Origin of the sequence: Microbacterium sp. B19(2022) (assembly GCF_012030385.1) — a bacterium.
Taxonomy (GTDB): domain Bacteria; phylum Actinomycetota; class Actinomycetes; order Actinomycetales; family Microbacteriaceae; genus Microbacterium; species Microbacterium oxydans_B.
On record NZ_JAAUVO010000027.1, the window covers coordinates 1 to 11,370 of the forward strand.

The 11,370-nt window shown below is 66.0% G+C and carries 9 protein-coding genes; 1 reads left to right on the forward strand and 8 read right to left on the reverse strand.

Features of this window, described 5'->3' with window-relative positions; genetic code table 11:
* Positions 1 to 58: 58 nt before the first annotated feature.
* Positions 59 to 748: a LuxR C-terminal-related transcriptional regulator gene (locus tag HCX50_RS18250; RefSeq protein ID WP_091028082.1), complete on the reverse strand. Its 690-nt coding sequence runs from the start codon at positions 746 to 748 to the stop codon at positions 59 to 61.
* The gene (locus HCX50_RS18255) at positions 736 to 2,004 is read right to left on the reverse strand and encodes a sensor histidine kinase (RefSeq protein ID WP_167635298.1); all 1,269 of its coding nucleotides are present in this window, start codon (positions 2,002 to 2,004) and stop codon (positions 736 to 738) included. Before HCX50_RS18255 ends, HCX50_RS18250 begins: the two co-directional genes overlap by 13 nt.
* A 127-nt stretch (positions 2,005 to 2,131) precedes the next feature.
* On the opposite strand from HCX50_RS18255, the gene HCX50_RS18260 reads away from it, so the two are divergent.
* Positions 2,132 to 2,842: a VIT1/CCC1 transporter family protein gene (locus HCX50_RS18260; RefSeq protein ID WP_167635299.1), complete on the forward strand. Its 711-nt coding sequence runs from the start codon at positions 2,132 to 2,134 to the stop codon at positions 2,840 to 2,842.
* A gap of 79 nt (positions 2,843 to 2,921) precedes the next feature.
* Here the strand turns inward: HCX50_RS18260 and HCX50_RS18265 are convergent, their stop codons facing one another.
* From HCX50_RS18265 to dnaN, 6 genes are all read right to left on the reverse strand, one after another.
* Positions 2,922 to 3,326: a DUF3566 domain-containing protein gene (locus tag HCX50_RS18265; RefSeq protein ID WP_091028070.1), complete on the reverse strand. Its 405-nt coding sequence runs from the start codon at positions 3,324 to 3,326 to the stop codon at positions 2,922 to 2,924.
* A complete protein-coding gene (gene gyrA, locus HCX50_RS18270) occupies positions 3,323 to 5,878 on the reverse strand; it encodes a DNA gyrase subunit A (RefSeq protein ID WP_167635300.1) in 2,556 nt (851 codons plus the stop codon). The genes HCX50_RS18265 and gyrA overlap by 4 nt, the downstream gene beginning before the upstream one ends.
* A gap of 43 nt (positions 5,879 to 5,921) precedes the next feature.
* Positions 5,922 to 8,012, reverse strand: a complete 2,091-nt coding sequence (gene gyrB / locus HCX50_RS18275) for a DNA topoisomerase (ATP-hydrolyzing) subunit B (protein WP_205829377.1) — start codon at positions 8,010 to 8,012, stop codon at positions 5,922 to 5,924.
* Between the two features lie 118 nt (positions 8,013 to 8,130).
* Positions 8,131 to 8,634 carry a DUF721 domain-containing protein gene (locus HCX50_RS18280; protein ID WP_029264204.1) on the reverse strand — a complete coding sequence of 168 codons (504 nt, stop codon included), beginning with the start codon at positions 8,632 to 8,634 and terminating at the stop codon, positions 8,131 to 8,133.
* Positions 8,627 to 9,820 carry a DNA replication/repair protein RecF gene (gene recF / locus HCX50_RS18285; RefSeq protein WP_167635301.1) on the reverse strand — a complete coding sequence of 398 codons (1,194 nt, stop codon included), beginning with the start codon at positions 9,818 to 9,820 and terminating at the stop codon, positions 8,627 to 8,629. Before recF ends, HCX50_RS18280 begins: the two co-directional genes overlap by 8 nt.
* Before the next feature lie 212 nt (positions 9,821 to 10,032).
* Positions 10,033 to 11,175 carry a DNA polymerase III subunit beta gene (dnaN, locus tag HCX50_RS18290; protein WP_091028059.1) on the reverse strand — a complete coding sequence of 381 codons (1,143 nt, stop codon included), beginning with the start codon at positions 11,173 to 11,175 and terminating at the stop codon, positions 10,033 to 10,035.
* Positions 11,176 to 11,370: the final 195 nt, after the last annotated feature.

Consider the following 11,370-nt stretch of genomic DNA (forward strand, 5'->3'; position numbering starts at 1 on the left):
GAAGCGGGCGGCGGGGTGAGCGGGATGTGCTCGCCCGGGGCGCCGTTGTTGTCGGTGGTCATCGTGCCACTCCTGTCTGGCCGGTCGGCGGCGTCGGGCCACCGGTGTTCTCGATGTGGGCGAGCGCGGCGAGAACGCGGCGGTTGCCCGACTCGTCCTGCTCGAAACCCAGCTTCTGGAAGATGGCGGTGATGTGCTTCTCCACACTCGCCTCGGAGAGGAACAGGATCCCGGCGATCGCCTGGTTCGACTTGCCCTCGGCGATCAACGCGAGCACGGTGCGCTCCCGTTCGGTGAGACGCATCATCCTGTCGTCGCGGTTCCGCCGCGTGAGGAGCTGCGCCACTACTTCGGGGTCGAGCACCGTGGCACCCTCGGAGATGCGCTGCACCGAGGCGAGGAACTCCGACACGTCGGCGACGCGATCCTTGAGCAGGTATCCGAGCGGACCACCCTGCGCCGCGATCAGGTCGGAGGCGTAGCGCTCCTCGACGTACTGCGAGAGCACGAGGATGGCGAGCGACGGATGCGTGGACCTCAGTCCGAGCGCGGCCCGGATGCCCTCATCGGTGAACGTCGGGGGGAGTCGCACGTCCAGGATGCACAGATCGGGCGCTGTGGTGGCGACGGCATGGTCGAGACCCTGGATATCGGGGAGCGCGGCGACCACCTCGTGGCCGGCGTCCTCGAGCAGACGGACCAGTCCTTCTCGGAGGAGGACGGAGTCCTCGCAGATCAGGATGCGCACGGTACGTTCACCTCCAGGCTGGTCGGTCCGCCCTGCGGACTGTCGAGGCGGAAGGTTCCGCCCGCGGCGAGGATGCGATTCGCGATGCCGTCGAGGCCGCCACCCGGCTGCACCTGCGCGCCGCCGATGCCGTTGTCCTCGACGCGCGCCCAGAGGGTGTTCCCCTCACGGAGTCGCACGATGACGCGGGCCTCACTGGCCCGCGAGTGCTTCGCGGCGTTGGTGAGGGACTCCGCTATCGAGAAGTAGACGGCGGCCTCGGCCTCACGGCTGCATCGTCCGTCCATGCGCACATCGAGGTGCACGGGGATGTGCGACCGGCTGGCGAGAGCCGACAGCGCGGCGTCGAGGCCGCGGTCGTCGAGCACGGACGCGTGGATGCCCCGGGCGAGCTGTCGCAGCTCCGTGATGGCCGCCTTGGTGGAGGTGTGTGCCTCGTTGATGAGTTCCTTGGCCGTGTCCGGATCGCTGTCGATCTTCTGCTGGGCGAGCCCGAGGGTCATGCCGACCGAGACGAGCCGCGGCTGCACGCCGTCATGCAGGTCGCGCTCGATGCGAGTGCGCTCCAGGTCGGCGGCGCGGACCGCTCCTTCCCGCTGGGCGGTCGAGGTGCGGACCCGTTCAGTGAGCTCCGTCTCTTTGCTGCGGACCACGATCGCCAGTGACAGCGTGCGGTGCAGCAGAGCCAGCCCGATCATCCCGACCACCGAGGCCGCGATGCCGAGGATGCCGACCAGCGGCGCCCAGGCGACGGGGATGCCTCCGCCGCCGAACGGTCCCATGACCGCATCCGCCGCGGTGAGCGGGGCGAAGGAGATGATGATCGACCACACCAGGCTCCAGGCGAGCCGCAGCACGATGAAGCCGAGCACGGCCGAGATCGCGAAGTTCGCGACCGCACGCCACATGCGGGGGTCGATCGCCTGTCGCCCGAGGGAGCGCAGCCAGCCGACGAAACCGGGGCGGTCACGCTGCTGCAGTCGCAGCGGGGTGATCGGCGTGCGGTAGAGGGCACCGACACGGGCGACCTCGAACCAGCCGAGTCCGTACAGCGCGTATACGAGGCCGACGAGGAGCACGACGCCGACACCGGCGACGAATAGGAGCCCGAGGCCGGTGCCGAGGAGTCCGCCGAGCATGCCGAAGATGGCGCCGCCGAGCGCGCCGACGCCTGCGAGATGCAGGATCGTGAGGAAGATGCGCAACGGCGGCTTCACCGCCGTGACGGGTGCCGCGGTCGCAGTCTGAGTGGTCATGGTTCCAAGGTACGGCGGGGCCGACACGCACGACACCGAGTCAGCCGGACACTCCGCTTCGGGTTTTCCGTAACCGGTCGCGGGTGATTTCCGCCCTATCGAGCGCACGGTCTGCTTCACTGGCTGCATGACAGCCCACGAAGGCGAGCTCCATCGCGCAGGTCTCGGCCAGCGACTGAACTGGTTGCGCGCAGGAGTGCTCGGCGCGAACGACGGCATCGTCTCGGTCGCCTCGCTCGTCGTAGGCGTGGCGGGCGCGACGAGCGACAACGCGGCACTGCTCACCGCGGGAATCGCCGGACTGGTCGGCGGTGCGATCTCGATGGCGCTCGGCGAGTACGTCTCGGTGAGCAGCCAGCGCGACAGCGAACGCGCTCTGATCGCGAAGGAGAGCGAGGAGCTGCGGACCATGCCGACCGCGGAGCTGGCCGAACTCACCGAGCTCTATCGCGATCGCGGTCTCTCCGAGGAGACCGCACGTCAGGTCGCCGAGGAGCTCACCGCCCACGATGCGCTCTCCGCCCACTTGGAGGTCGAGCTCGGCATCGACCAGAACGATCTCGTCAATCCGTGGCATGCGGCGATCTCTTCGGCCGTGTCCTTCACGCTCGGAGCGCTGCTCCCCCTGCTCGCCATCCTGCTGCCGCCGCCGGAGTGGCGTGTGCCGGTCACCTTCGTCGCCGTCATGATCGCCCTCGCGATCACGGGTGCGGTGTCGGCGCGGATCGGCGGTTCCCCGCCCCTGCGAGCGTCGATCCGACTGGTCATCGGCGGGGCGCTCGCTCTCGCCGCGACCTGGCTGATCGGTACCCTCCTCGGCACGACCGGCGTCGTCTGACCGCCGAGCACCTCGTGGGACGACGAAGGGCGGATGCCGCAGCATCCGCCCTTCGTGAATCCGGTTCGAAGACCGAGGATCAGTTCGACATGAACCCGACGAGCAGTCCTCCGGTCACCTTCACGGCGAGGTTGTAGATGCCGGCGACGACGGCGCCGAGCACCGTGACGACGATCAGGTTCAGGATCGCGACAACCGCAGCGAAGGCCATCACCTGCGGCAGGCCGACGACCTCCGACAGCACGAACTCGTTGCCGGTGATTCCGAGCAGGAAGCCCTCAGCGGTGTTCATGACGTTGGTTGCCTGGAGCACCAGGAAGATCAGGAAGAAGGCCACCATCGTGACCACGGCGAGAGCGACCGCTCCGAGGAACGAGAGCTTCACGGCCGACCAGAAGTCGACGTAGACGAGACGCAGGCGAACCTGCTTGCCACTGGTCTTTCGTGTCGACTTCTTCGCCAGCTTGTCGGCCACTGTACTCATGCGTCTGTATCCTCGGGGGTCTCTGTCGTCTCAGGTGCCTGTGTCTCGGCATCCTCCGCATCCGCCTCGTCATCGGCGAGGCCACGCTCGCCATTACGGGCGATGGCGAGGATGCGGTCGGCCTCCGTCGTCCGGGCGAACACCACTCCCATGGTGTCTCGACCCTTGGCGGGGACCTCGGCCACGGCAGAGCGTACCACCTTGCCGCTGGAGAGAACCACCAAGACCTCGTCGTCCTCGGCGACGATCAGACCACCCGCGAGAGTGCCCCGATCGTCGTTCAACTTGGCCACCTTGATGCCCGTTCCACCGCGTCCCTGGACCCGGTATTCCTCGACAGCGGTGCGCTTCGCGTAGCCGCCGTCAGTGACGATGAACACGAACTTCCCGGGGGCGGCGACGGATGCCGACAGCAGGCAGTCCGCGTCGATCTTGAACTTCATGCCGCGCACACCGGCCGTCGCCCGACCCATCGGACGCAGCGCCTCATCGGTCGCCTCGAAGCGCACCGACATGCCGCGACGGCTGATGAGGAGGATGTCGTCCTCGGCGTTCACGAGGAGAGCACTGACGAGCTCGTCCTCGTCGTTGAGGCGGATCGCGATGACGCCGCCCTGACGGTTGGTGTCGTACGCCTCGAGGCGGGTCTTCTTGACCAGACCCTCGCGCGTGGCGAGCACCAGGTAATCGGCGACCTGGTAGTCGCGGATGTCGAGCACCTGAGCGATGCTCTCGTCCGGCTGCAGCGCCAGCAGGTTCGCGACGTGCATGCCCTTGGCGTCGCGCCCGGCCTCCGGCACCTCATAGGTCTTCGCGCGGTAGACGCGACCCTTGTCGGTGAAGAAGAGCAGCCAGTGGTGCGTCGTCGTCACGAAGAAGTGCTCGACGATGTCGTTCGCACGGAGCTGCGCGCCCTTGACGCCCTTGCCGCCGCGGTGCTGGGAGCGGTAGTTGTCGCTGCGCGTGCGCTTGATGTAGCCCTCGCGCGTGACGGTGACGACCATCTCCTCTTCGGCGATGAGGTCTTCCATCGAGACGTCGCCGTCGAAGCCATGCAGGATGTGCGTGCGGCGCTCGTCGCCGAAGCGGTCGACGATTCCGGTCAGCTCTTCGCGGATGATCGTGCGCTGGCGACCCTCGTCGGCCAGGATCGACTTGTAGTCGGTGATCTGCGCTTCGAGCTCGTTCGCCTGGTCGATGATCTTCTGACGCTCGAGTGCAGCCAGTCGGCGCAGCTGCATCTGCAGGATCGCGTCGGCCTGGATCTCGTCGATGTCGAGGAGCTTCTGGAGTCCCTCATTCGCATCGGCCGTGGTCTGCGAACGACGGATGAGGGCGATGACCTCATCGAGCGCGTCGAGCGCCTTCAGGTATCCGCGCAGGATGTGCATGCGCTTCTCGGCCTCGCGCAGACGGTACTCCGTGCGCCGGACGATCACCTCGATCTGGTGCGTGATCCAGTGCGTGATGAAGCCGTCGATCGCGAGGGTGCGCGGCACTCCGTCGACGATCGCGAGCATGTTCGCGCCGAAGTTCTCCTGCAGCTGCGTGTGCTTGTACAGGTTGTTCAGCACGACCTTCGCGACCGCGTCGCGCTTGAGCACGACGACCAGGCGCTGGCCCGTACGGTCGGACGACTCGTCGCGGATGTCGGCGATGCCGGTGATCTTGCCGTCACGGGCGAGGTCGCCGATCTTCACCGCGACGTTGTCGGGGTTGACCTGGTACGGCAGCTCGGTGACGACGAGGCAGGTGCGACCCTGGATCTCTTCGACGTTCACGACCGCGCGCATCGTGATCGATCCGCGGCCGGTGCGGTACGCCTCGTGGATGCCCTTGGTGCCGAGGATCTGCGCGCCGGTCGGGAAGTCCGGACCGGGAACGCGCTGGATCAGACCGTCGAGCAGCTCCTCGCGGGAGATGCCGGGGTTGTCGAGCGCCCAGAGTGCCGCAGCCGAGACCTCGCGCAGGTTGTGCGGCGGGATGTTCGTGGCCATGCCGACCGCGATGCCGACCGATCCGTTGACGAGCAGGTTCGGGAAGCGGGCCGGGAGGACCGTCGGCTCCTGCGTCTGACCGTCGTAGTTGTCGGTGAAGTCGACGGTGTCTTCTTCGATGTCGCGCACCATCTCGAGCGCGAGCGGGGCCATCTTGGTCTCGGTGTATCGGGGAGCCGCGGCGCCCATGTTTCCGGGCGAGCCGAAGTTTCCCTGACCGAGAGCCAGCGGATACCGCAGCGACCACGGCTGCACCAGACGCACGAGGGCGTCGTAGATCGCCGAGTCGCCGTGCGGGTGGTACTGGCCCATGACCTCGCCCACCACACGGGCGCACTTGGAGAACGACTTGTCAGGACGGAATCCGCCGTCGTACATGCCGTAGATCACACGACGGTGCACCGGCTTGAGGCCGTCGCGCACGTCGGGGAGCGCGCGCCCCACGATGACCGCCATGGCGTAGTCGAGGTAGCTGCGCTGCATCTCGAACTGCAGGTCGACCTGATCGATCTTGCCGTGGTCGTGTTCCGGCTCGGTGCGTTCTTCGTCAGTCATCAATCAATCTCTCTGTCACACATCTGGTCTGAGCCCGGGGGCGTCAGATGTCGAGGAAGCGGACGTCCTTGGCGTTGCGCTGGATGAAGCTGCGTCGGGACTCGACGTCCTCACCCATCAGCACGCTGAAGATCTCGTCGGCGGCGGCGGCGTCTTCGATGGTGATCTGCTGCAGGGTGCGCGTGGTGTGATCCATCGTCGTCTCCCACAGCTCCTTCGGGTTCATCTCACCGAGACCCTTGTAGCGCTGGATGCCGGCATCCTTCGGGATCCGCTTGCCGTTGTCGAGACCGTGCTTGAGCAGGGCGTCGCGCTCGGAGTCGCTGAACACGTACTCGTGTGCGGAGTTCGACCACTTCAGGCGGTACAGCGGCGGCATCGCGAGGTACACGAAGCCGGCCTCGATGAGTCCGCGCATGTAGCGGAACAGCAGCGTGAGCAGCAGCGTGGTGATGTGCTGACCGTCGACGTCGGCATCCGCCATCAGCACGATCTTGTGATAGCGCGCCTTCTCGATGTCGAACTCTTCGCCGATGCCCGTGCCGAAGGCCTGGATCATCGCCTGGACTTCTTTGTTGCCCAGGGCCTTGTCGAGACGCGCGCGCTCGACGTTGAGGATCTTGCCGCGGAGGGCCAGGATCGCCTGCGTGTGCGGGTCGCGACCCTGCACGGCGGAACCACCGGCCGAGTCACCCTCGACGAGGAAGATCTCGCTGATCGAGGGGTCCTTGCTCGTGCAGTCCTTGAGCTTGTCGGGCATGGCCGCCGACTCGAAGACGCTCTTGCGTCGAGCAGTCTCGCGCGCCTTGCGGGCGGCGAGGCGAGCGGTCGCCGCATCGAGAGCCTTGCGGATGATGTTCTTCGCCTGGACCGGGTTGCGTTCGAACCAGTCTCCGAGCTGATCGCCCACGACCTTCTGCACGAAGGCCTTCGCCTCGGTGTTGCCGAGCTTGGTCTTGGTCTGGCCCTCGAACTGCGGCTCACCCAGCTTGATCGAGATCACCGCCGTGAGACCCTCTCGGACGTCGTCTCCCGAGAGGTTGTCGTCCTTTTCCTTGAGGATGTTGTTCGCGCGGGCGTACTTGTTCACCAGGGTCGTCAACGCAGCACGGAATCCCTCTTCGTGCGTGCCACCCTCATGGGTATTGATCGTGTTCGCGTAGGTGAAGACGTTCTCGGTGTACGAGGTGGTCCACTGCATCGCGACCTCGAGCGAGATCTTGCGCTGCGTGTCCTCGGACTCGAAGGCGATGATCTCGTCGTTCACGACCTCGGCATGGCGCACCTTGTTGAGGTACTCCACATAGTCGACGAGTCCGCGCTCGTAGAAGAAGACGTCACCGGGCTGCTTCGTGATCGTCGAGCCTTCTTCCTCCACCTCATAGGCGGAGGACTCGCGCTCGTCGCGCAGCTCGATGCGCAGCCCCTTGTTGAGGAACGCCATCTGCTGGAAGCGCGTGCGCAGCGTGTCGTAATCGAAGTCGATCGATTCGGTGAAGATGGACTCGTCGGGCCAGAACGTGATGCTGGTTCCGGTCTCGTCGGTCTCCTCTCCCTTCTCGAGCTTCTGCTGCGGGATGCCGCCGTCGGCGAACGAGTGGCGCCAGACGAAGCCCTTCTGCTTGACCTCGACGTCGAAGCGGGTCGACAGCGCGTTCACGACCGAGGAGCCGACGCCGTGCAGACCACCGGAGACGGCGTAGGCGCCGCCGCCGAACTTTCCACCGGCGTGCAGGATCGTCAGCACGACCTCGACCGTCGACTTGTTCGGGTCGGAGGAGTGCGGATCGACCGGGATGCCACGACCGTTGTCGACCACGCGCACGCCGCCGTCGGCGAGCATCGTCACCAAGATCGTGTCGGCGTAACCAGCGAGTGCTTCATCGACCGAGTTGTCGACGATCTCGTAGACCAGGTGGTGCAGACCGCGCGGACCCGTGGATCCGATGTACATACCGGGCCGCTTGCGCACGGCCTCGAGGCCTTCGAGGATCTGGATCGAGTCGGCACCGTACTCGCCGGGCTGCTTGATCTTGGGGGAGATCGTGTTGCTCGTGGTCTCGGAGCCGTCGATGGGGTCGGAGGGTCCCCCGGTGTTCGATTCCGTCTCGTCAGCAGGGGATTCAGGCGTCATCAGAGGGCATTCTCCACATCGATATCACGAACTCCCATTCTAGCGGGGTTTCGTCGGGAAATGCCGCTCAACGGCCGTGTGTGGCCCTCTGAGCGTTGCGGACCCCATTCGTGGTGTCCTACCCGTAAGTGTCGCGCGGACCCCGTCCTGGAACGACTCTGGGACCCCATTTCCAGGAGGGGACGTCCGGCCCGATGAAGCGGAGGTTCTCGACACCCGCATCCGGATACCGCCGTCCGATCTCGGTGAGAATCGTCGCGCGCATGAACTGGAGGTTCTTCGCCCACGCCGTGGAATCGCACTTCACGGTGAGCAAACCGCGCTCGAGCGAGACCGGTTCGGAGTGCTTCGCGGTGTCGGCGCCCGCCAGATCGGCCCACTGCCGGACCAGGTCCTCGCGGGCGAGCGTGATCTGCCAGCCGGAGTCCCGACTCAGCTTGTCGAGCACCGCGCCGAGTGCACCCGGATCCCGACCCGGAGTGAACGGCGCGTTGTCGTCGTCGGTGACGATGCGGCGCTTGCGCTTCCAGCTCTTCGAACTCGGCTGCAAACCGCGCAGACGCAGGTACGTTCCCACGGTTTCGGGCACCTCGACAGGCGGGGTCGATGCGGCGTCAGTCATCCGCTGCCTCCCGCTCATCGCTGATCGTCCCGGCGTTGATGCGCACCACGTGGGCATGCAGCACCTCGGGGATATCCTCCTCCACCGCTGCGGTCACCACCACCTGCTCGTAACCGGCCGTGAGGGTCGCGAGTCGCTGACGCCGGTCGGCATCGAGTTCGGCGAAGACATCGTCGAGGATCAGGACCGGATCACCCGCGGGGGATTCGCTGCGCAGCAGCTCGGCCGACGCCAGTCGAAGAGCGAGTGCCACCGACCACGACTCCCCATGCGAGGCGTAGCCCTTCACCGGAAGATCCCGTACACGCAGCACCAGATCGTCACGGTGGGGACCGGTGAGCGTGAGACCTCGATCGATCTCGGTCGACCGTTTCGCCGCCAGCGATGCGCGGAACAACTCGGCGATGTGCTGCTGATCACCGAGCTTGGCGACGGCCGGTGCCTCCTCCGCATCCGTCGCTGCGTCGTCGTCTTCCTCCGGATCAGCGCCGCCGACCGACAACGCCCACTCCAACTGCGGACGATGGTCGGCCCCGGCGATGGCTTCGTAGGCGTCGGCCACCGGTTGCTGAAGATCGGCAGCCAACCGCTGCCGCGCCGTGATGATCTCGGATCCCAGTGAGACGAGCTTGTCGTCCCAGACATCGAGGGTGCTCAGCCCTTCTCCGCGGATGCCGCGAGCTCTCGCTGACTTGAGCAGAGCATTGCGCTGCTTGAGCACACGGTCGTAATCCGAGAGGACCGCCGAGATGCGAGGAATGCGCTGGATGAGGAGCTGATCCATGAATCGGCGACGCGCAGACGGATCGCCGCGCACGATCTGAAGGTCTTCCGGGGCGAAGAGCACGACATGCGCGTAGCGCGGAAGCTCGTTCGGCTTCGACGGCGAGCCGTTGATGCGGGCCTTGTTCGAGCCCTGCCGGTTCACCTGCACCTCGGCGAGAACGCGCCGTTCGCCATGCGAGAGTCGCGCACGGATGATCGCGAACTCCTGCCCATCGCGCACCATCGGCGCATCCGACGACACCCGGTGCGAACCGAGAGTGGCGAGGAACACCACCGCCTCAGCCAGATTCGTCTTGCCCTGCCCATTGCGACCCACCAGCACGTTCGGGCCGCGGTGGAGGGCGAGTTCGGCGGTCGCGTAATTACGGAAATCGACCAGACTCAGGTGCTCCACAATCACGGAGTCAGCCTATCTTCGGGGTCTGACACTTGTTCTTCTCTGGTGTTCGCGCGTGGGTCGTGGGTGAGGACGCACCCTTCGCTCGCAGAGCGGGTTCCCTCCCACTTCGTGGGTCCCTCCCGATGCTCGCTCCGGGAGCATCCTCACCCGCGACGGTTCGTAGATCGGCTGACGGCTGATCCGGGAACGTTTCGGGTAGGAGGGAGAAGAGATCAGCGGAGGAGGAGGTTCGGCTGAAGAAGGTACTTGAACGAGTCGAGACCGGCCTGATCGACCGAGGTCTGGCTCGTGATGAGCACGGGGCTGAGCTTGTTGGCGTTGTCGCTCGACGTGAACGTCACGCGGACGAACTCGCTCTTCACCGCACCGAGCGCTTCGATCAGGTACTGCGGGTTCAGGCCGAGCGTGACCTCGTCGCCGCCGGAAAGGATCGCGTCGACCGACTCGGAAGCCCTGGCGTGCTCGCTACCCGAAGCATCCATCGTCACGCTGTCGCTCGAGAACGTGAATCGCAGCGGCGCGGCACGGTCGAGCACGAGCGACACACGCCGGACGGCCTCGACGAGATCGGCGGTGTTGACGACCGCGTAGTGGTCGGTCTGCTCGGGGAAGAGACGGCGGACGGGCGGGAAGTTGCCCTTGATCAGCAGTGATGTGACGGTCTTGTTGCCGGCGGTGAAGGCGATGATCTCGCGGTCGCCCGCTCCGGAGAAGGCGATCTGGATGGTGCCGGCGTGGCCGAAGGTCTTTCCGACCTCGAGCAGCGTGCGTGCCGGAACCAGTGCGGTTGCCTCGACGGATTCGCCGTCCCACGGCACATCGCGGAGCGAGACCCGGTAGCGGTCGGTGGCGACGAGGCTGAGGCTGTGGCCCGACACCTCGAGCTGCACACCCGTGAGCACCGGGGTCACGTCGTCGCGGGAAGCCGCGAAACCGACCTGCGAGATCGCCGTGCCGAAGTCATCCGCAGGGACGACGCCGGACGATCCGCTCACCTCGGGGATCGACGGGTATTCCTCGACCGGCATGGCGGCGAGGGTGAATCGAGCGGAGCCGCAGGTGACGGTGATGCCACCGTCTTCTTCGACCGCGATCTCGATCGGAGCATTCGGAAGGCGGCTGGCGATGTCGGAGAGAAGTCGACCGTGCACGAGGATCGTGCCGGGAGTCTCGACGGTGGCTTCGATGGTCGTACGCGCGGAGGCCTCGTAGTCGAAGGCCGAGAGTGTGAGTCCGGAACCGTCTGCCTCGATCAGCACTCCGGCCAGGATCGGCTGCGGATTGCGCTGCGGCAGAAGCTTGACGACGAACGAGACAGCCTCGCTGAAGACATCGCGGTTGACCTGAAACCTCACTGGTGCTCCCTTGTCGTCGAACTGTGACGCGTTGTCGTCGGCCCTGCCGGTGCAGGGCTTCCCATGCTAGCCCCCAGTCCGGTCTGTTCCCTACGTCGGAGTTCTTGTCGTTCGTTCGACGGTTCTCCCCACCGTCTGGTGATGGGATCGCGCCTTGAAAGACTTAACTCCTTAACGGTGTTAACAGCTGTGGAT